This is a genomic window from Variovorax sp. UC74_104, assembly GCF_044055375.1.
Taxonomy (GTDB): domain Bacteria; phylum Pseudomonadota; class Gammaproteobacteria; order Burkholderiales; family Burkholderiaceae_C; genus Variovorax.
Window position 1 is genome coordinate 634802 of sequence record NZ_CP171979.1, and the last position, 19362, is coordinate 654163.

Annotated in this window: 17 protein-coding genes; 2 read left to right on the top strand and 15 right to left on the bottom strand. The window is 68.2% G+C overall.

Translation table 11 applies throughout. The features are described 5' to 3' along the window. Positions 1-121: 121 nt before the first annotated feature. The 10 genes from ligD to ACHMXA_RS33690 form a co-directional block, all read right to left on the bottom strand. Positions 122-2659 carry a DNA ligase D gene (gene ligD, locus ACHMXA_RS33645; RefSeq protein ID WP_395321729.1) on the bottom strand — a complete coding sequence of 846 codons (2538 nt, stop codon included), beginning with the start codon at positions 2657-2659 and terminating at the stop codon, positions 122-124. Positions 2660-2690: 31 nt separating this feature from the next. Next, positions 2691-3629 carry a Ku protein gene (locus ACHMXA_RS33650; RefSeq protein WP_395321731.1) on the bottom strand — a complete coding sequence of 313 codons (939 nt, stop codon included), beginning with the start codon at positions 3627-3629 and terminating at the stop codon, positions 2691-2693. Positions 3630-3979: 350 nt separating this feature from the next. Beyond that, positions 3980-4576, bottom strand: a complete 597-nt coding sequence (locus ACHMXA_RS33655) for a nuclear transport factor 2 family protein (protein WP_395321733.1) — start codon at positions 4574-4576, stop codon at positions 3980-3982. Positions 4577-4606: 30 nt separating this feature from the next. Then, on the bottom strand, positions 4607-5674 hold the full coding sequence (locus ACHMXA_RS33660; RefSeq protein ID WP_395321735.1) for an SMP-30/gluconolactonase/LRE family protein: 1068 nt from the start codon (positions 5672-5674) through the stop codon (positions 4607-4609). A 23-nt stretch (positions 5675-5697) separates the two neighbouring features. Next, positions 5698-6588 carry an alpha/beta fold hydrolase gene (locus tag ACHMXA_RS33665; protein WP_395321736.1) on the bottom strand — a complete coding sequence of 297 codons (891 nt, stop codon included), beginning with the start codon at positions 6586-6588 and terminating at the stop codon, positions 5698-5700. After that, the gene (locus tag ACHMXA_RS33670) at positions 6585-7400 is read right to left on the bottom strand and encodes a shikimate dehydrogenase family protein (protein ID WP_395321738.1); all 816 of its coding nucleotides are present in this window, start codon (positions 7398-7400) and stop codon (positions 6585-6587) included. The genes ACHMXA_RS33665 and ACHMXA_RS33670 overlap by 4 nt, the downstream gene beginning before the upstream one ends. After that, on the bottom strand, positions 7387-8205 hold the full coding sequence (locus ACHMXA_RS33675) for a sugar phosphate isomerase/epimerase family protein (RefSeq protein WP_395321740.1): 819 nt from the start codon (positions 8203-8205) through the stop codon (positions 7387-7389). Before ACHMXA_RS33675 ends, ACHMXA_RS33670 begins: the two co-directional genes overlap by 14 nt. Then, a complete protein-coding gene (locus tag ACHMXA_RS33680) occupies positions 8202-9629 on the bottom strand; it encodes an FAD-dependent oxidoreductase (RefSeq protein ID WP_395321742.1) in 1428 nt (475 codons plus the stop codon). The genes ACHMXA_RS33675 and ACHMXA_RS33680 overlap by 4 nt, the downstream gene beginning before the upstream one ends. Positions 9630-9681: 52 nt before the next feature. Then, positions 9682-10500, bottom strand: coding sequence for an alpha/beta fold hydrolase (locus ACHMXA_RS33685; protein ID WP_395321744.1), 819 nt, complete (start codon positions 10498-10500; stop codon positions 9682-9684). A gap of 10 nt (positions 10501-10510) precedes the next feature. Beyond that, entirely contained in the window at positions 10511-11524 is a 1014-nt protein-coding gene (locus ACHMXA_RS33690) for a tripartite tricarboxylate transporter substrate binding protein (RefSeq protein ID WP_176666395.1), read from the bottom strand. Between the two features lie 112 nt (positions 11525-11636). Between ACHMXA_RS33690 and ACHMXA_RS33695 the strand changes: the two genes are divergently transcribed. Then, positions 11637-12527, top strand: a complete 891-nt coding sequence (locus ACHMXA_RS33695) for a LysR substrate-binding domain-containing protein (protein WP_176666394.1) — start codon at positions 11637-11639, stop codon at positions 12525-12527. A 150-nt stretch (positions 12528-12677) separates the two neighbouring features. Here ACHMXA_RS33695 and ACHMXA_RS33700 read toward each other — a convergent pair whose 3' ends face one another. The 5 genes from ACHMXA_RS33700 to ACHMXA_RS33720 all read right to left on the bottom strand — a co-directional run bounded on the left by ACHMXA_RS33700 (position 12678) and on the right by ACHMXA_RS33720 (position 18365). Then, the gene (locus ACHMXA_RS33700) at positions 12678-13613 is read right to left on the bottom strand and encodes a LysR family transcriptional regulator (RefSeq protein WP_176666393.1); all 936 of its coding nucleotides are present in this window, start codon (positions 13611-13613) and stop codon (positions 12678-12680) included. Positions 13614-13666: 53 nt separating this feature from the next. Further along, on the bottom strand, positions 13667-15073 hold the full coding sequence (locus ACHMXA_RS33705; RefSeq protein WP_395322683.1) for an efflux transporter outer membrane subunit: 1407 nt from the start codon (positions 15071-15073) through the stop codon (positions 13667-13669). Positions 15074-15117: 44 nt separating this feature from the next. Further along, positions 15118-16041 carry a biotin/lipoyl-binding protein gene (locus tag ACHMXA_RS33710; protein WP_395321747.1) on the bottom strand — a complete coding sequence of 308 codons (924 nt, stop codon included), beginning with the start codon at positions 16039-16041 and terminating at the stop codon, positions 15118-15120. A gap of 90 nt (positions 16042-16131) precedes the next feature. Continuing rightward, positions 16132-16338, bottom strand: coding sequence for a DUF1656 domain-containing protein (locus ACHMXA_RS33715; RefSeq protein ID WP_176666391.1), 207 nt, complete (start codon positions 16336-16338; stop codon positions 16132-16134). Further along, positions 16335-18365 carry an FUSC family protein gene (locus tag ACHMXA_RS33720; RefSeq protein WP_395321749.1) on the bottom strand — a complete coding sequence of 677 codons (2031 nt, stop codon included), beginning with the start codon at positions 18363-18365 and terminating at the stop codon, positions 16335-16337. Before ACHMXA_RS33720 ends, ACHMXA_RS33715 begins: the two co-directional genes overlap by 4 nt. 145 nt (positions 18366-18510) lie before the next feature. On the opposite strand from ACHMXA_RS33720, the gene ACHMXA_RS33725 reads away from it, so the two are divergent. Then, the gene (locus tag ACHMXA_RS33725) at positions 18511-19317 is read left to right on the top strand and encodes a helix-turn-helix domain-containing protein (protein WP_256099076.1); all 807 of its coding nucleotides are present in this window, start codon (positions 18511-18513) and stop codon (positions 19315-19317) included. The last annotated feature ends 45 nt before the right edge of the window (positions 19318-19362 follow it).

A 19362-nucleotide genomic window follows, 5' to 3' on the forward strand; every position in this document is an offset into this window, starting at 1 on the left:
CATCGGCGTGGTCCTCGGCAGCGCGCAGGCTACGCTGGCGGGGCTCTGGCCAGAGGGGCGAACCTGCCGCTGGACAGAAGCGCCGTCGGCCTCGCGGCGCAAGGCGCGGCGATGGGCCTGCTTACGTCCTGTACCCGAGCCGCTTCATCGCTTCAGCGAGCGGCTGGCGCTTCTTCCAATAGCCTTCCCAGGGATCCTCCGCCTGAAAGGAAAGGTACTCGCGCGCGGTTCGGATGTTCCACTGCGAACCGCTCTTGAGCTGCCCCAGGTCGTCCCAGGCCACCGGCATCGAGACGCCGAGTCCGGGCCTGGCCCGCGCGGAAAACGCCACCGCCGTCGTCGCGCCATGGCCGTTGCGCAGATAGTCGACGAAGAGCTTGCCGACGCGATTGCTCGGTCCGCTCTTGGCCACGAAGCGCGCCGGGATCGTTCGCGCCAGGTGCTGGACGATGGCCTGCGAGAAACCCTTGACGGTCTCGTAGTCGTAGCGCGGCGCCAGCGGCACGACGACGTGCAGTCCCTTGCCGCCGCTGGTCTTGAGCCAGGCCTGCAGCCCCAGGGCGTCGAGCATCGCGCGCACGAGCGCCGCGGCCTCCTGGACATGTTCCCAGCTCGTGCCTTCGCCGGGGTCCAGGTCGAACACCATCCTGTCGGGCTTGTCGATGTTCTTCGCGGTGGAATTCCACGTATGGAACTCGATGACGTTCATCTGCGCCGCGCCTGCCAGCGCCTGGGCGCTGCCGATCTCCAGCAGCGCCGCATGGCCGGGCCACAGGTCCTCAGGCAGTTCGGTGATGCCGGGAATGCCGATCTTCTCGCCGTGCTTCTGGAAGAACAGTTCCCCACCCACTCCCGTAGGACCGCGCACGAGCGAGCACGGCCGCCCCTTCAGATGCGGCAGGATGAACTGGGCGACGGACTCGTAATAGCGCACCAGGTCCAGCTTGGTGGCGCCGGTGGCCGCGTCGATCACGCGCTCGCCATGGCTCACCTTGACGGAGGCCGCTGGCGATCCGCCAGCCTTCCCGCCAGGCGGCGCAGCGGACGTCCCGAACTGCCGGGGCCGCTCGCGCACGATGACCTTCGCGGGCTTGTCGTCGCGCAGTCCGATGAAGGACGCGTGCCGGATCTGGTCGTCAGGGGTCCACTCGGCGAAGCTCACCTCCGCCAGCAGCCGGGGCTTCACCCAACGCTCGCTGCCCGCCTTGCGCCTGGACCACCGGCCCGGCCTGGGATCGCCCTTGTCGAACGGGGACGTCGCCGCAGCCAGCGGCAGCAGCCTCTGCTTGAGCTCGCTGGCCTCCTCGCTGCTCCAGCCGGTGCCGACACTCCCCACGGACACCAGCTTGCCGCGGTCATCGTGGATGCCCAGCAGGAGGCTCCCGACCTGATCGGTACGGTCCGTCCGGTCGGTGTAGCCGCAGATCACGAACTCCTGGCGCAGCTTGCACTTGAGCTTGAGCCAGGTTTCGCTGCGCCGGGAAACGTACGGCGCATCGGCACGCTTGGCGATCACGCCTTCCATCTGCATCTGGCAAGCGGAGCGCAGCAGCGATGCGGGATCGGCTTCGAAGTCGTCGCTGAAGCGCACGTGGTCAGTGGCTTTTTCCGCGAGGAAATCGCGCAGCAGTTGGCGGCGTTGCGACAAGGGGAGCGAGCGCAGGTCGTGCCCCTCGAAGAAAGGCACGTCGAAGACAAAGAACACGACGTGCTCGGCACCCCGGCCGCGGTCGAAGGCGTTCTGCAGCGCATTGAAATCCGGCGCCCCATTGTCCCCGAGCACGACGATCTCCCCGTCCAGGAAGCTCGCGTGAAGGCCCAGCCCGGCGAGCTCCTGCACCAGCGTCGGCATGCGTGTCGACCAGTCGTGCCCACCGCGGGTGATGAGCGCGACCTTGCGCCTGTCGAACCGCGCCATCAACCGGTAACCGTCGAACTTGATCTCGAACAGCCATTCGCCACCTGGAGGAACGCCGGCGGCGAGGGTGGCGAGCTGCGGCTTGATCTCGGCGGGAAGCGCGGTCTTGCGCGCCGGCGTGGGTAGGCCGGGCGCCTTGCCGGCGCGTTTAGCCGCAGGCCTGGCCGCCTCGCGACCGGGCTGCTTGAGGGGATTGGCGATGACGCTGTCCGGCAGGGCCGTGATCACGTCGTACTCGGCATGGGCGCGCGCGAAGGCGTCCTTCTTCTTGAACAGGATCCAGGGCTCCTGGCGCTCGCCGCCCTTGGCGATCTTCACGAGCTCCCATAAACCTTCGAGCTTCTGGCCGTGCAGCCGGAACACCAGCTTCCCGGCGGCCAGGCTTGCACGGGGATCGCCCACCGGCTCCCACGTGCCGTTGTCCCAGACGATGACGGTTCCCGCGCCGTACTGCTTGGGCGGGATCGTGCCTTCGAACGAGGAATAGGAGATCGGATGGTCTTCCACGTGGACGGCCATCCGCTTTTCCTTTGGATCGAAGCTCGGGCCCTTGGGCACGGCCCACGACACCATCACCCCGTCGAGCTCGAGCCGGAAGTCGTAGTGCAGCCGCGAGGCGGCATGCTTTTGCACCACGAAGGTGAGCGCGTGCGGGCTCGGTCGGCCACCATCGGCGGGCTCTGCGGTGACGGCAAAGTTCCGCTTGGCCTTGTACGTGGACAGCGCATCGCTCTTGGCCATCGGGCGTCCTTCGCAGGGCCGGAGTGCGTGGTCAAGCCGCCTTTCGGGTGGGGGTCGCCGCCTTCTTCGAAGCCGCCTTCGAAGCGGTCTTCCGCGCGGTTCCGCCCGACTTGCCTGCCGCCTTGGCAGTGCGCTTCCTCGCGGCGGGAGCGTCGGCCTTGGGAGCCTTGCCACCCTTGAGACTGCGCTGGAGCAGCTCGGTCAGGTCGATCACGTTCGAGCTGTCCTCGGGCGCTTCTTCCTCGGGCTCGATCACGGTCTCGGTGTCGCCGGCCTTGACCTTCTTCTGGACGATCTTCATGACGGCGCTCTTGAACTCGTCCTTGAAGTCCTCCGGGTTCCATTTGCCCGACATGCTGTCGACCAGCTGCTCGGCCATCTTCATTTCAGCCGCGCTCACGTTGGCGCCCTTCATCCCCGCGGCAGGCAGATCGAGGCCTTCGAGCGTCTTGACCTCGTCGCCCCATCGCAGCAGGTTCAGCACCATCGCCTTGCCGGAGGGCACCAGCACGGCCAGATGCTGCTTGGTGGCGATCACCACCTTGGCCAGGCCGACCTTGCCGGTCTTCAGGAGCACCTCTCGCAACAGCGCATAGACCTTCTGGCCCTTGTTGATCGGCGCGACGTAGTAGGGGCGCTCCAGGTAGAGGAAGGGAAGCTCCTGTGCGTCGATGAAGCGCTGGATCTCGATCGTCTGGGTGGTGCGAGGGTAGACGGCTTCGATTTCCTCGGGCGAGATCACCACGTACTTGCCGTCCTCGTACTCGAAGCCCTTGACGATGTTGTCCTTGTCGATCTCCCGACCGGTCCTCTTGTTGATGCGCTTGTAGCCGACCGGGTCCATGCTGCGCTTGTCCAGCCAGTCGAAATCGATGCCCTGCTCGACGCTGGCGGTGTGCAGGCCCACCGGGATGTGGACGAGTCCGAAAGTGATGGCGCCTTTCCAGAGGGTTCTGCTGCCAGTGGCCATGTCGAGTTCCTTTTTTTCGCCGCGCGGGAGATGTAGCAAAACGAGGTGGCGTGCCGAAACCAACTCGTAACCTCGACTTTTCCGGATCGGGCCTCTGGTCCTTGTGGGACATGAGCGAACCCGGAGGGCAGATAAGTGCCAGTGCCATCGGCATTCGCCGCCGACGACGTATCCGTGGCCGGACACTCTGGCCACGCTGCCCGGCGGCGACATGGTTGTCACATCGAATGCGTCGAACGAGCACTTCGCAGGTTCGGTCAAGAGCGGCGAGGAGCGCTACGACCTTTGGCACCTACCGGTCGCCGGCATGCTTCATCTCCAGTTCGCCGCACCTTCCGCGCCAAAGACCACTACCTCCCCTGGTCCAGCCACGCCTGGCCGCGCGCATAGAGTGCCTCGACCTCCGCCCCCTGCAGCTGCGGCATGTCGCGTTTCACGGCATAGCCGATCTGGGTCTGGATATAGGCCAGGTGACGATAGCCCGCAGGAAAGGCGGCCAGGCGGCCAGTGTCGAGCTGCAGCGGCACGGCGGGGTCGACGGGGTCGATGCGGTCTTTCTCGTAGATGGGCTGGCGCACGACCAGGCCCCAGCGGCCATTGCGCTTCTCGAGGAAATCGTAGAAGCGCCCCGTGCACACCACGTCGCAAGGCACGCCCTGGACCTCCGCACGCTGCGAGATCGTCATCTTGGTCTGCGCGATGGCGCGCTGGCCCGCCAAATCGATCGACGTGCCGCCGAGAAAATGCAGGATGCTCACGCCCTTGGCCATCCCCTCCTGGGTGACCCGGATGAACTCGCGCGCAGGCCCCTGGAACCACGTCGCGTGCATGAAGCCGTCGTCGTGCCACACGGTGGCGAAGCGCTTCCAGTCGCCGGCATCGCGCCATACGGCCCAGTTCTCGATGAGCTCGCGAATCACGAGCTTGTCGCTCCATGCATCGGTCATGTCCATGTTCCTGTTCGACCTCAAAAAAACTCAACGCGGCGGCAGCGAGCCGGTCTTGCCGGTGCGCAAGCGATAGACCTTTCCTGCGCCGACGGTGGCGACATACAGCGTGCCCGCCTCCGGCCCCCGCCCGAACCCCAGGTTGACCGGGCTTTCGTCGTGGGGCAGCGCCAGGCGCGCGGCCAGCACGCCGGCCGGCGTCATCACATAGATGCCGGGTCCCGATGCGGCACTGGGCAGTGCGAGGTAGACGTTGCCTTCGTTGTCGGTGGCCATCCCGTCGACGCAGCCTGACTTCTCAAGATCGAGCAGCACGCGCGGCGCGCCCGGCCGGCCAGACTCATCGAGCGGGTACGCGACGAGGCCGCCCGCACCGGTACGGTCGAGCGCCGCCTTCCCTTGCTCACCGAGCGCATTCGTACCAGGGTCGCACAAGCCCACGTAGAGGGTCCGCTGGTCGGGCGAGAGCTCGATGCCGTTCATCTTCGAGTTGTCGCCGAGGATGCGCGTGAGCGGCCACAGCCCCTTGGCGCCGGCGCCGGGTGGATCGATCCTGTAGACGGCGTTGATGCGCTGCTCGATCGTCTCGGGGCCGAAGAGGCGCAGGTCCGAGAAATAGATGCGGCCCGCGCGATCGATTGCCACGTCGTTGGGCGCATTGAACTGGCGGTTCTCATGGAAATGCGCGACCACACGATAGGCGCCGGTGCGCAAGTCGGTGATCGAGACGCGGCGCCCCCCATAGTCGGCGCCCTCGGCAGTGACCATGCGGTCCTGCGCGTCAATGGCCAGGCCGGCGGCCATGTTGCTGGGCTCGCGGAAGATGCGCGGCCTGCCGCCGGGCGGTACGACCCAGATGCGACCGCCCTGCACGCCGCCCGCGTCGGAGCAGCCGACCGAACGCGTGATCTCGGTGAAATACGCGCTGCCATCCGAGGCGCTCGCGATGCCCTCCATCACGCCGCAGCCTCCCGAATGAACGAGTTCGAAGCTCGGCGCGGGGAAGAACTCCTGCTGCCGCGCCGGTGTCGGTGTCGGCACTTCGGCGTGGCTTTGCAGGACGCACAGCAGCGCCCAAAGGATCATCGACAGTCGCATGGCTCGGCCTCTCCTACGGATCGTCAGGCGTGACGCTGCAGGAACGGCAGCACATGCGCCAGCACCTCGTCGGGTGCCTCTTCCGCCATCAGGTGGCCGCAGTCGATGGCCGCGCCCTCCACGTGGTCGGCCCATTGGCGCCAGATCTCCACGGGGTCGGGCCGCGCGGTGTTCGATGCGCTCCACAGCACCTGCAGCGGACAGGCGATCCGTCGGCCCGCGGCGAGGTCTTCGTCGTCGTGGCGAAGATCGATCGACGCAGCAGCTCGGTAGTCCTCGATCATTGCGTGGCGCACCGACGCCTTGGCGAACGCACGGTGGTATTCGGCGAGCGCCTGGGGCGTGACCGCGTCGAACCGGAGCACCGCGCTGCGCAGCGACCAGTCGAGAAAGTACGCGGGATCCGCGTCCAGCAAGCGCTCGGGCAGGTCGAACGGCTGCGCGAACAGATACCAGTGAAACGCCTTGAGCCCGAAGTCCATGTTCGCGCGGCGCCACATCGCCTCGGTCGGCACCACCGTGAGCGAGGTGAAGGCACTGACCACGCCGGGCTGGTCGAGGCACAGCCGGTAGCCCACGCGTGCGCCGCGGTCGTGGCCGACGATGGCGAAGCGATCGAAGCCCAGCGTCTTCATGAGCCCGACCTGGTCCCCGCCAAGAGTGCGCTTGCAGTGATGGATGTGCAACGGATCGCCGCCGGGCCCCGTGCTGTCGCCGTAGCCGCGCAGGTCGGGTGCAACGACCGTGAAATGCCGGGCAAGTGCGGGCGCGATGCGGTGCCACGCCACATGCGTCTGCGGATAGCCGTGCAGCAGCAGCAACGGCGGGCCGCTGCCGCCGACCTCGGCGTGGATCGTGGCGTCGCCAAGCTCGGCGCGATGGACCTCGAAGCCGGGGAAGAACGGCGCGCTCATGTTTGCACCTCGCCGAAGAAGAAGTCGGCCATCGCCTCGAGCTGCTCGTTCATCATGTGACGGCCGTGGACGATGCGCGCGCCGCGTGCCTGCGCCTGCACCAGCAAAGGTGTGGTGGCGGGCTCCATGATGACCTCCGCGACCGTCTGCCCGGCCTGGATCGCCGAGAGTGCGAACGGCAAGGCATCGCCTGGCTTCATGCCCATGGGCGTCGCGTTGACGACGAGCTCGCGAGGACTCGCTGCATCCCAATGGCCCGCCGCGTGTCCGAGCGCGCGCAGGCGCTCGACCAGCTCCGCGCACTTCGCGGCATCGACGTCGTGCACGTCGATCGACGCCGCGCCCGCCGCCGCCAGGGCCAGGCCGATCGCGCTGCCCGCGCCCCCCGCACCGGCCATCCCCACACTGCGCCCCTTCACGTGGAAGCCGTTGCGCGCGAGCCCTGCGACGAACCCCGCGCCGTCGAGCAGGTCACCCTGCCAGCCGTCGCTGGTGCGGCGAAGGACGTTCACAGCCTGTGCCTGCCTTGCCGAGGGCATCAGCTCGATCGACAGACCGGCCACGCGCTGCTTGTGCGGCACCGTGACGACGATGCCCGCGACGTTGTGCACTGCATGCAGCGCGCTCAGCAACGCCGCGACCCCGTTGCCGTGCACATGCAGCGGCACCAACACCGCGTTGATGCCCCGCGCCTGCAGCAAGCGCGTCAACGGCAGGGGTGCCTTCACCTGCGCAATGGGGTCGCCGATGATGCCCAGGACGGTCGTTTGGCCGTCCAGTCGCAGTCCGCCGAGGGTGTCATTCGTGGTCATGGCCATGTCCTTGCAAGAAATCCCGGGTGGCACGGCTCGCCGCCGCCGCGCGCGCATGCACGTCCAGCGTGGCCGTGCGGATGGCGCTCGGCGCCTCGATCGAGAGGGTGGCGTCGTCGTTCAATTGCGCCAGCAGGCGGTGCACGGGCAGCTCGCCCTCCCCAGGGAACAGCCGGTGCGCACGGCCCTCCTCGGCGGGCGACAGGCCCGGGTGGCGCCGCGCGAGCGCATCATTGACCTGCATGAAATCGCGATCGATGTACGGGCCGGCCATCTCGTCGGGCACGCCGCCCGCGCGAAAGAAATGCAGTGCGTCGACGAGCACGCGAACCGCAGGGGAACCCGAAGCGATGGCGAGCTCACGCGCGATGCGCAGCGAGCGTGCCGCCGTGTAGATCATGAACTCGAGGCCCAGCGTGAGGCCGTGCGACTGGGCGCGGGCGGCCAATGCCCCGATGTTGTCCGCCGCGCGCACCAGGTCCGGATCGTCCACGTTGACCATGAGCCTGCGTGCGCCCAGCCGCTGAGCCGAGGCGAGCACGCCCGACAGCGCCTGCACGTCGAAGTCCGGCCTGACCCGCACGATCTCGATGTCATGCACCGTCACGCCGAGGTCGCGCACGCGTGCAAGCGTCTCGCGCAGCATCGGCCCGCCCTCTTCCATCGGGAACGCGGCTTCGCCAGGCCGCGCCGGCTGAAGGCGGATGCCGACCCCGCGCAAGCCCGCCGCATGCGCGGCCTCGACCAGCAGCGGCGGAGACGCATCGAGCATGCCCAGGTGCGCGAGCGAGAGACGGAACTTCATGCCGCCACCGTGACGCTGGCCTCGCGCAGCGGCACGCCCTGTGCGCGCAGCAGGGACTGCAGCCGGGCCACATCCACGTCGCGCGGCAGCACGCCGCTGTCGGCCGCCAGCGCCGCAGCCGTGCCGGCCGCCTGGCCCGTGAGCCAGCATTGGGGGATCTCGCGCAGGAAGCCATGAGAGTTGGTGTCGCAGGCGATGTGCTTGCCGGCCGCAAGCACACCGTCGAGCGACGCGGGCACCAGCGCGCCGTAGGGCACGGAGATCGATGGAAAGCGCGGCGACGGGCTCGGGCTGATGCCGATCTCGTCGGGCTCCACCGCGCCCGCATCCCACGCGCTGCGCAGCACGCGCTTCACACCCACCAGGCGCCGGCCATGGCGGGTGCCGATCTGCGGGGCCATCAGCATGACCCACGCCTTCTCGAAGCCCGGGGCATGCGCCCGATAGAAAGCCAGGTGCTCGTTCATGCTCTGGCGCGACTCCCATTCGACCTGCGTCATCTCGTCCACGTCGAGCGCGCTGTAGCCTGCCTTGCGCGGTCCGAGGAAGGTGGCGACGTCGGGGCGCCACGAGACGATCGGCTTCTCGAAGCTGCCCAGCGCTTCACGCCCACGCGCCATGAAGGCCGAGAAGGCCTCGGGTTCGCCTGCCCTGAAGTCAAGCCAGCGCTGCATGTCCACCCCTGCGAACAGCCACGAGGTATTGATGCAATGGTGGATGTCGTGCGCGTCGATGTCGGATTCGAAGGCTGCGCCCGCCGCCGCGTAGAGATCCCCCTCTCCGGTGGTATCCACCACCACGTTCGCCAGGATCGCGCGACGACCCTGCTTGCTCTCGAAGATCGCCCCCTTCACGCGTCCCCTGTCCTGGATCGGCGCAGCCATCCAGGCATGCAGGATCAGGTCAACGCCCGCCTCGCGGACCATCTGGTGATACACGCCTTTGAGCATCTCGGGGTCGATGGTCGGCGAATGCGTGACCACGCCGTGGAAGGCGGCCGTGCGCAGGCCCCAATAGGCGGCGGCGTCGGGGTCCTGCGAGCCCCATTCGTCGCGCGGCGGGCCGGCCACGGCCTCGGCACCCATGCGCGCCATGAACTCCGCGGCGAGCCCCTGGATGACATGCTGGCCCTGCCAGTCGCTCATGCGATCGATCCAGATCACGAGGCCGCCCGTCGAAAGGCCGCCCAGGTGGTTGTAGCGCTCCAGCAGGACCACGCGCGCACCGTTGCGCGCGGCCGCCACGGCAGCGGCCACCCCCGACGGCCCGCCGCCCAGGACGAGCACGTCGCACTCCGTGTGCACGGGCACGTCACGCGCGGGCTCACTGACATGGCCGCCCGTTGCGCGCTGCCGGCGCTGGCTCTGGCGGGCATTGACGTCGGAGCGAAAGAAATAGCGTTCTTCGGAGGTGAGGGTTCCCATCGCGGGCTTTCGAGAAGAAGGAATGTGGATGTGAATGAATGGATGAAGGGGATCAGGCAGCGAGCTCGCTCAGCAGCATGTCGCTCAGCGGGCCCGGCGCAATGACCATCGCGTCGTGGCCCGTGGCAAGGGTGCGTGTGCGCCACCCCGCGTCCGCACGCACGCGCGCCTTGGTGGGCTCCAGCGTCGCGATCGGCTCGGTGGTGCATTCGATGTAGGTCTTCGGCAGGCCGTTGCCCAACGGCGCCCTCAGCTGCAGCGGCTGCAGGTAGGTGCCCACAGGCTGCGGCGTCATGCGTCGCTGCACCCAGGCCGCATCGGCGGGGTCTTTCACACCGAAGGCGGACGGCGGCAACGCAGGGGCGGCGCCCACGCCTGCACCGGTTTCGCGGATCGTCTTCAGGCGCTGCTGCACCACGGCATCGGGGAAGTCCGAGAACAGGCTCTTGCCGGAATCGAGCAGCAGGGCATCCAGGAACACGAGTTGGCGCAGTCGGTCGCGGGCGCGGTCCGCCGCGCCCGAGATCACGATTCCCCCATAGCTGTGGCCCACGAGCACGACGTTCTGCAGCTCCTCGCACTCGAGCAGATTGACGACGTCGGCGATGTGCGTGTCGAGGTTGACCTGCGGCGACAGCAGATGCCGCCGCTCGCCGAGACCCGTGAGCGTGGGGGTATGCACCGCGTGTCCCGCCGCGCGCAGCCGTGCCGCCACGCGCGACCAGCACCAGCCGCCATGCCAGGCACCGTGCACAAGCACGAAGGCCGGCCTGGACGCTGGATCGGCCGCAATCTCGGCCGCCCGCACAGGCGGCACGAGCGCAGCGGCGGCGCCGGCAAGGCCGGCGGTGAAGACCTGCCTGCGTTGCATCGCACGCCTCCTATTCGGCGCGCGCGCCGGTCAGGCGGATCACGCCGCCCCACATCGCGGTGTCCTCGGCGATCTTGTGCGCGAGGACGCCCGGCGCGCTGCCGGCCGCGAGCCAGCCCTGTTCGAGCAGGCGCTGCTTCACCTCGTTCGTCTGCAGGATGCGCGCGATCTCCTGCGAGAGCCGCTCGGCCAAAGGTGCGGGCAGGTTCACCGGACCGAAGACCGCGTTCCACGAGGCGACGTCGAAGCCTTGCCTGTCGAGCGCCGACTGGATCGGCGGCACGTCGCCCGAGCCGGGGAACGCCGCGGCCGTGCTGACGCCATACAGGCGCAGCCGCCCATTCTTTGCCTGCGGTACGGCGATCGACGGAATCATGAACGAGAGATCGATCTGCTTGCCCATCAGCGCCGTCGCCACCTGCGGAAAGCCGGGGAACGGCACGTGCACGGCGCGGATGCCCGTGTGCGTCTTCAGCAGCTCCATCGCGAGGTGCGAGCCCGAGCCCGGCCCGATGGAGCCGTAGCTGAGCTTGTCGCCCTGCGCCTTGGCGAAATCGAGGAAGCCGCGCAGGTCGGTGGCCGGCATCGCCATGCTTCCGGCCAGCACGAAGGGACTGGTGGCCACGAGCGAGATGGGGCGCAGGTCGCGCGCCACGTCGTAGGGTGTGGAAGGCGTGAGCGCCTTGGCCGTGGTCAGCGGACCGTTGCCCGTGAGGCCGATGGTGTAGCCATCGGTGGCCCGCGCCACGGACGCCACGCCGATGCTGCCCGCGGCGCCGACCTTGTTGTCGACGATGACCGGCTGCCCCAGCGCCTGGCCGAGCGGTTCGGCCACGGCGCGCGCCAGCATGTCCGGCGACGAGCCCGGCGGAAAACCGACGATCAGGCGCAGCGGCTTTTGCGGCCAGGTGCCCGCCGCTGCGCTCGCGGCTGCAGGCACGAGCGAGGCCGGTAGGACCGAGGCGGCGAGCGTGCCGCACAGCAGGCGGCGCCGGCGCGAGAAAAAGTCGGAATCGGTGTGCATGGCTGTCTCCGTCACTTGTTGTTGAACGCATTCTTGGCCCGTCATGCAGCGTGCGACGTGATACTTTATGATCCCTCGCATCACGTTTCGTGATGCCTTGCCCGGGAGCCCTGTGCCCGCATCCACCCCGCCTCGCGCTCCGCGCAGCCATACCGTCGACATCGATCTGCTGCGCGTGCTCGACACCGTGCTGCGCGTGGGCAGCTTCACCACGGCGGCCAAGGCGCTGTCGCGCACGCAGTCGGCGGTGAGCATGCAGCTCAAGCGGCTCGAAGAGCAGCTGGGCGTGCAGCTCGTGGAGCGCGGCACGCGCAAGCTCGCTGCGACGCTGGAGGGCCAGCAGCTGCTGCCGCTCGCGCGCCAGATGCTGAGCCTGAACGATCAGCTCTTTCATGACATCGACGCGCAGGAGGTCTCGGGCAGCATCCGCATCGGCGCCATCGAACACTACGCCACGCGCGTGCTGCCTGCGCTCATCGCGGAGTTCTGCAAGCTCCATCCGCGCATCCACGTCGAGTTGCAGCACGGCGTGTCGGCGCTGATGCACAGGGAACTCGGCGCACGCTACGACCTCGTGATCGGCATCGGACCGGTGGGTTCGGGCGAAGGCCTTCGGCTTTCGAAGTCGCGCGTGGTGTGGGCTTCGACCGCGGGTTCCACCACGCACCTGCAGCGCCCGCTGCCGCTGGCGCTGAACCCCGAGGGAGCGATGCTGCGCGACTGGGCTACGCACGCGCTCGACCAGGCGGGCATTCCATGGCGCATCGCCTACACGAGCACGACGGTCACGGGGCTGGAGGCCGCCGTGCGCGCGGGGATCGCGATCGGCGTCTTCCGGGAGGCCACGATCTCGCAGCGGCTCAAGGTGCTGGGTGCGCGCGAGGGCATGCCCGGGATGCCCGAATGCGAAGTGTGGCTGGCGGCCACTCCGGGTCCGGGGCGCAAGGCGGTCGAGCTGCTGGAGGCGTTCCTGATCCACAAGCTGCGCAGGGCAAGGCGCTGAGCCAGCGGCAGTCGCGAAAAGCCGCGCCGACGATGGGCTCTCTCGTCGTGGCATCGGTCCGCCCGGCAGCGGCCTCCATGCGCCCTGCAGCATCCTCCTCGGCCGAACGCCCCGGATCGGGGCTCGAATGGGGGAAGCTTTGGTCTACCCTCAAGCAGGCGGCGCAGCTGCAGCGCCTGCCAAGGCCGCAGGGGAAGGCACGCTGTCCCGCATGCGAAGTTCCAGCATCTCGAGCAGCGCACGCAGCGCGGCGCTGTTCTGGCGGCGCTGTGTATAGGCCGCATAGAGCCAGATGTCGCTGGGCATGAAATCCTGGAGAACCGGGACCAGGTGGGCGCCTTCCACGTAGGGCTGCGCAAGCAGGTCGGGAACGCACACCGCGCCGATGTCCGCCAGTGCTGCGCCGATCAACGCACTCGCATCGTTGGCGTCCATGCGTCCCCGGATGGGCACGTTGTACGGCTGGCCGTCCACTTCGAATGCGATCTGTGGAGGCCCTGGCGTGACCGAGTATGCGAGGACATCGTGCTTTCGCATGTCATCAGGCTGTAGCGGGATGCCGCGCCGCGCCCAGTAGCGCGGCGTCGCGCAAAGTGTGAGCCCCATCCGGCGCAGGCGCCGTACGATCAGGTTCTCGTCGCCGATCCGCCCGAAGCGCAAAGCGATGTCGACTCCTTCGTCGACCAGGTCGATCATGCGGTTGCTCAGCTTCAGGTCGAGCTGCACGTCGGGATAGCGGGTGAGGAAATCTCCCAGCAGGCGCGGAAACGCGGTCTGGACCATTCCGTGGGGCGCGGTGATCAGCAGGCGACCGCTGGGGTGCGAGCCACGTGCCTGCAGCTCGCTCGTGGTCTGCTCGATCATCTCCATCAGGGGCGCACATCGCGCCTGCAGCAAGCGGCCTGCATCGGTGAGGGAGACTGAACGCGTCGAGCGGTTGAGCAAGCGGACATTGAAGCGGGACTCCAGTGCTGCAACGTGCTTGCTCACGCTGGCCTTCGAGATACCGAGCCTGCCGGCCGCGCGCGAGAAGCTGCCTTGGAAGGCCACTTCCGCAAAGGTCCTGAGAAGCTCGAATCCGTCCATCTTTCATCCCGTCACTTGCAAAGCGGCCCATTGCAGACGACTGCGCTTCGCCCTCACTGGTGCGGCGCAGCGGAGCCGCTCTCCCATCCGCCACCCAAGGCCATGAATACGCCGACTTGGTACTCTGCCAACCGGGCGTCCGACTCAGCCAGCGCGGCTTCGTGCGAGGCCAGGGTGCGTTGGGCGTCCAGCGCATCGAGCTGGCCGACCTTCCCGTTGATCAGCAGCGCCCGCGCCTGATCGGCCACGGTCAGGCTCTGGTCGCGTGCGGCAGCAAGAGCCGCATGGCGATCGAGTTCGCGGGCGTAGGTGTCCAGCGCGGCTTCGGCTTCGCGCAGCGCATTCAGCACGGTTCCGTCGAATCGCGCGACTGCGCCGCGAGCCGTTGCTTCGGCCTGGGTGATGCGCGCTCGCGCGACACCCGTGTTGGGAAAAGACCAGCTGATCAGCGGCCCCACGCTGTAGCTGAAGGTCTCGCGGTTGGCGAACCGTTCGACAAAGCCGGCGGACGCCGATGAGAGGCCCAGCGTCACCTTGGGATAGAGATCGCCCGTCGCGACACCGATTCGCGCCGTCGCGGAGGCCAGGCTTCGTTCGGCCTGCCGCACGTCGGGGCGCCGGGCAAGCAGCGCAGCGCCGTCGCCCACAGGCAGCAACCCGGCCACGCGTGGAGGCTGCTCGCAATGGCTGAGGGCCTCGGGAAAGTCGCGCGGCGGCGAACCCGTGAGCACGGCGAGCCGGTACAGCGCCTGCTGGCGCCGGGCTTCCAACGGGGGAATCGCGGCACGCAGGGTTTCGAGCTGGGCGCGCGCACGCGCGGCGTCCATGGTTCCGGCCTTGCCCGCGCGCTGCAGCCGCCGCGTCAGCCCGAGAGCGTCCTCCTGCAGGCGCATGGATGCCTGTGCCACGCGCAACTGCAGCCCGGTGGCGCACACCGCGCCATATGCCTGCGCCGTGCCGCCGGCAACGCTCACGCGCACCAAGTCCACCGCGGCGCGCGCGGCGCCGGCATCCGCTTCGGCAGCTTCGATGGCGCGATGCAACTGGCCGAAGAGGTCCAGCTGGTAGGACACGCCCATGCCCATGCTGTAGTTGAGCCGGCTCGGCGGCGCATGGTCGGCTTGCAGCACCGACAAACCCGAGACATGACCGAAGCTCGGACCGCCATTGAGGGTGATCGATGGTTGTTCGCTTCCGTGCGCCTCGGCCTCGCGGGCCATGGCACGCTCGAAGGTGGCCAGGGCTTGCCGCAGATCGGTGTTGTGCGCCAGGGCCCGGGCGATCAGGCCGTCGAGCTGCGGGTCGTCGAAAAGGCGCCACCAGTGCGCGGGCATCGTTGCATCCGATGTGGCCGCGCCTCCGGAGAGGAAGGGGCCGGCCGAAGCGGACTGCGCTGCGGTGAGCGCGGCCGGTGCGACGTAGTCGGGGCCGACGGGGCCATGGGCGCAGCCAGCCAGCATCACACATGCGGCGGCGGTTGCAAGAGCGAGGACGCGAGGTGGCTTCATGACCTCGGCTCCTGAACGCGGGCCGCGGCGGCGGTGGAAGCTTCCCGAGCCTCCATCACCTCGACGGAGACAGTCTGCCCGACGATCAGGCGAGCATTGGCCGGCAGCGGGTCGAGCTTCACCCGCACCGGAACGCGCTGGGCGAGCCGCACCCAGTTGAATGTGGGATTCACGCTGGACAGCAGGTTGGCACCGGTGCTGCGGTCGCGGTCGCCGATGCCGGCGGCAATGCTGTCGACCTCGCCTTCGAGCGAGGGCGCGTCCATGGGGGTCACACGCACCCGGTCGCCCAGCCGAATGCGCGACAGCTTGTTTTCCTCGAAGTAGCCCTCGACGTAGATCGAGCCGTCAGCCACGAGTGCCAGTGCGGGGTGGCCTGCGGTCGCATAGGCGCCCTGGCGCAGATCGAGATTGGTGACACGGCCCGCCGCCGGCGCGCGCACTTCGGCGCGTTGCAGGTTCAGGCGCGCCACATCGAGCGCCACCTGCGCTTGGCGCAGGGCCGTTTCAGCCGCCAGCAGCGCACCCCTGGCCTGCTCGACACGCAGGCGCGACTGCTCGCGCACCTCCTGCGCGACAAGGCCCTCCAGTTCGTCGTTGCGGCGGCGCTCGCGCTGCGCCTGGGCCAGCGCGACCCGCTGGTTGTCGATGACGATGCGCTGCGCCGCGACTGCAGCCTCGGCCTGCTGCAGCGCCAGCGTGAAGCGGGCTTCGTCGATCGAGAAGAGCAACTCGCCCGCCATGACGGGCTGGTTGTCGCGCACCGCCACGACGGCCACCATGCCGGAAACATCGGGAGCCACCTGGACCACATCGGCCCGCACCCGGCCGTTGCGCGTCCAAGGCGCCAGCTCATAGTGGTCCCAGAGTTGCTGAGCAGCCCAGCAGGCGCCGGCAGCGACGAGCGCGGTCAACAGCATGCGCAAGAAGGATGGAGCCGGGCGCGACAGCCAGGCGGGAAGACGGACGGATTTGGTATTCATGGTCGAGCAGCAGGGCAACGGATCAGTTCAGGAGGAGATGGCGCCGGCCAGCCGGACGAGCGCATAGAGCAACAGGACGTACAGCCCCAGATCGAAGAGCGGTGGATGCCACACCCACCGGTAGACCCCCAGCAGCGCCAGCAGGCGGCGAACCCACCAGGCACAAGCCATCGCGCCCCCGGCGAGCAGGAGCGGGCCGGGAACGTAGATACCGAACAAGCTTGTTTCGATCATGGTTGGAGGTCCGAAGGCGCAGAAGCAAAGAGGTCCCTGCGCAAGCCCACGAGGGCCGAGACAGCGGGCTCGCACGCGGTGCTTGCGAGGCAAAGGGCCAGTAACCGATCGATCTGCGGCAACAGCGCGTCGAGCCGGGACGGCGATGCCTTGGCCTGGAGGAGGAAGGCCCGCTCGAGCGCGGCCAGCAGCTCGCGCACAGGCATTTCGGGCAGCAGGTGGCGATGCTGCTGAAGGAGGCCAATGCTCGCGCCGATGCGAAGTTCGCGCATGGCGAGCCGCGCCGCCTCGCTGCCCTGGTCCGCGGCGCCGCCAGCCGTGCGCGGAACCAGCAGCGCGATGCGGTCCAGCATGCGGCCGGCGAATGCGTCACGCGCCAGCGCGCGTTTCGGGCGCGCTGCCCTCCTGGACATCGTGGAAAGATCGCGCCAGGTGGCCCGGTGGATGCGCCGCGCGCTCCATTCGCTGCTCACGCTGCGCACGATGGCGGTAACGCGTGCGGCAATCAGTGCACCCGCGAAGAGCGCCAGATTGCCCTCGATAAAGCTGACCCAGTCGGCGCTGGCAATGTCGTGCAGGGCCAGCGTGCCGGCCACGCCGAAAAACATGCCCAGTGCCGTGAGGCTGCTTGCCGGACGAGCCAGGTAGCCGCCCACGACCAGGAACAGGGGCGCAATACACAGCACCAGCATGCCGAAGTCATGCGCCAGCGGCATGACGCCAAGGATGTAGAAGGCAGACACCGGCATAGACCACAGCAGGGCGATCAGGAACTTGTGCATGCCCGGCACGGGGTCGTCCATGGTGGCGAAGAAACTGCAGAAGACCGCTGCCGCCATGGCCATCGACGATCCCGCGCGCCAACCGCTGAAGATCCACGCCGTGCATGCAGTGCAGGTGGAAAGCACGACCGTGAATGCGGAGCGCAGCGCCAGGCCCCTGTCCACGTGGAGGACCGAAGGCCGCGAAGCCTCTGCCCGCTTCGGAGGCGACGCATGGCCGACCAGCCCGGCGGCGATGTCGGCGCGAAGCGCGTTGCACCGGCGCCATCGCGCGACCAGCTCGTCGACATGAGCGGCCACGTCGATGCTCAGCGCACGCACCCAGAGCGAATTCCGCCGGTCCACGCCCTCAGCCCGGACAGCGGCGAGGACGCCGTCCAAGGCGGCGGGTGGCGCCTCGGCATCGAGGCAGGCGCTGCCTTGCGCCATGGCCCGCGTGACCGGTTCGGGCACACCGCCTGTCGCATCGCGCAAGGCTGCGAGCCGGTCCTCCAGAGCCGAAAGCGATGGCGCCAGTGCCGCAAGGCCGTCGTGCAGGTCGCCCACGGCATGCCGAGTCCATCGCAGGCCGCCGGTATCGAAAGGCACGTGGGTTGCGAGCAGGCGCAACTGGGTGATGTCGGTGGCGATGCGCCGCCTGTCCTGTGCCAGCCGCTTGCGAACCTCCTCCTCGGCATCAGGGCTCATCAGGTCGCCGGCCCACCGGCGGACATCGCCCAGCGTGCGGTCGATCAGCCCGAGGAGCGAAGGCGCAAGGCTGGTGGGCAAGACGACGCTGTGCACGAGACTCGCGCAGACGATCCCGAGCGCGATCTCCTCGGTTCGGGCGATGGCGGTGTCGAACATCGCCGCAGGCGCGTCCACCAGCGGAAAGCCGATCAGCGCCGCAGAGTAGCCTCCGAGCATGAAGGCATAGGAGCGCGCGCTTCGGTCCATCAGCGACAGGTAGAGGCACGAGCCCACCCACAGCGCCAGCGCGAGCGACAGAAGCACCGGCGACCCGGACAGCGACGGGATCAGCACCACGGTGGCCGCACATCCCAGCACGGTGCCGCACAGGCGGTAGAGCGACTTCGAGCGCACATGGCCCGCCAGAGGATGGGCGACGATGTACGCGGTCATCATGGACCAGAAGGGTCGGGGCAGCCCGAAACGGCTGGACAGGTAAAGCGCGAGCATGGCCGCGAAAAAGCTCTTGAGCGAAAAGAGCCACTCCTGCCTGGAGAAACGAGGCCGCGTGATCATGCGGCGCGCCTGGGGATCGGGTTCGAAGGCGTCGATCCGGCCTGGAACTTGTTGCGAATCATTTGCATGTATCGATGCTAGGTATCCGCACGCGAGGCAGGAATCGTAAACTTGGACAAATGACTTCTCTTTTCGGTCATCCCGGATGAACCGCTCGGTCCGTACGGCGTCTCGCGCCAGTCTCGACCTGGATTACGAGCCGTCAGTCCCTGTCATGGCACATCGCGTGGATGTCGAGGAGCGCGAGCGCGAGGTTCCGATTCACATACATCGTTCCGGCCAGCTGGTCATGGCGCTGCGCGGGGCGGTCTCCTGCGACGTGCCCGGTGCGATGTGGATGGTCCCGCCCCAGGCGGGCGTGTGGATTCCGGGCGGAACGCCGCACAGCAACCACAGCACGGCGAACGCGGTGATCTTCTATCTGTTCGTTGCGCGCGATGCCGCGCCCTTGCCTGCCAGCTGCTGCACATTGCGCATCAGCCCGCTGCTCGGCGAGATGATCCAGTACCTGGCGGAACAACCGCCCTCCTATGAGCCCGGCGGTCCGACCGATCGGCTCGCCCATGTGCTGCTGGACCAGCTCTGCGCCATGCCGAAGGAGGAAGTCTCCTTGCCCATGCCCGAGGATGCGCGGCTGCGAAAGGTGTCGCGCGCCATGATGCGCGACCCGTCCGACCGCCGTACGCAGAAGGATTGGGCCCACCAGCTCGGCATGAGCGAGCGTACGCTGAACAGGCTGTGCACAGCCTCGACCGGCCTGAGCTTCGGACGCTGGCGGCGCCAGCTGCACATGATGGTCGCGTTGCGGGAACTGTCCGGGGGAGCGACCGTGCAGCAGGTCGCCTACGACCTCGGCTATGAGTCGCCCTCGGCCTTCATCACGATGTTCAAGAAGGCGTTCGGCAAGCCTCCCGCCACGTACATCAATGACCGGCTGATGGCCGGAGGATGAGAGTCGCCGGAGCGCCCCATCGGCCGGCATCACGCCGTGCCGGCA